The 658-nt window shown below is 77.4% G+C and carries 2 protein-coding genes; both read right to left on the bottom strand.

Annotation, left to right across the window (positions count from 1 at the left end; translation table 11 throughout):
* Window positions 1–277: ATP-binding cassette domain-containing protein (locus HMPREF0731_RS22525; protein WP_007006585.1), on the bottom strand; the 277-nt coding region annotated here is incomplete at its 3' end.
* Window positions 277–658: ABC transporter ATP-binding protein C-terminal domain-containing protein (locus HMPREF0731_RS22520; RefSeq protein ID WP_007006584.1), on the bottom strand; the 382-nt coding region annotated here is incomplete at its 5' end. The genes HMPREF0731_RS22525 and HMPREF0731_RS22520, both read right to left, overlap by 1 nt.

The following is a 658-nucleotide window of genomic DNA, read 5'->3' as shown; positions in this document are numbered from 1 at the left end:
CGCGCCCCTGCGGCACCAGCGCCAGGCCGAGCCGCGCGATGCGGTGCGTCGGCCAGCCCGCCACCTCCCGCCCCATCACCCGCACCGAGCCGGCGAGGCGCGGGCCGAGGTTGAACAGCGCCTCGGCCAGCGTGGTCTTGCCGGCGCCGTTGCGGCCGAGCAGCGCCACCGCCTCGCCGGCGCGCAGTTCCAGCGCGATGTCGCGCAGCGCCTCCAGCCCGCCATGATGCGCCGAGACGCCGGAGAGGGCGAGCAGCGGGGCGGTGTCGTCCGGCATCAATCCGCGAGGCTCCCGAGATAGGCGGCGCGCACCGCCGCGTCGGCCCGCACCGCCCGCGGCGGGCCGCAGGCCAGCAGCCGCCCCAGATGCAGCACGGCGATGCGGTCGCACTGGGCGAAGACGATGTCGATGTCGTGCGCGATCAGGATGATGGCGGTGTCCGCGCCCGCGCCGCGCACCAGCCGCAGCAGCCGCGCCGCCTCGGCGGCGGAGAGGCCGGCGGTGGGCTCGTCCAGCAGCAGCAGGCGCGGTTGCAGCGCCAGCGCCATCAGCAGGTCGGCGATGCGCTGCTCGCCATAGGAGAGTGCGGCCATCGGCGCGTCGCCCCGGCCGTCCAGGCCACTGCCGGCCAGCAGCCGCTCCACCCGCGCCGCCGCC

Origin of the sequence: Pseudoroseomonas cervicalis ATCC 49957, from assembly GCF_000164635.1 — a bacterium.
Taxonomy (GTDB): domain Bacteria; phylum Pseudomonadota; class Alphaproteobacteria; order Acetobacterales; family Acetobacteraceae; genus Pseudoroseomonas; species Pseudoroseomonas cervicalis.
This window is presented reverse-complemented; position numbering and strand designations above follow the sequence as displayed.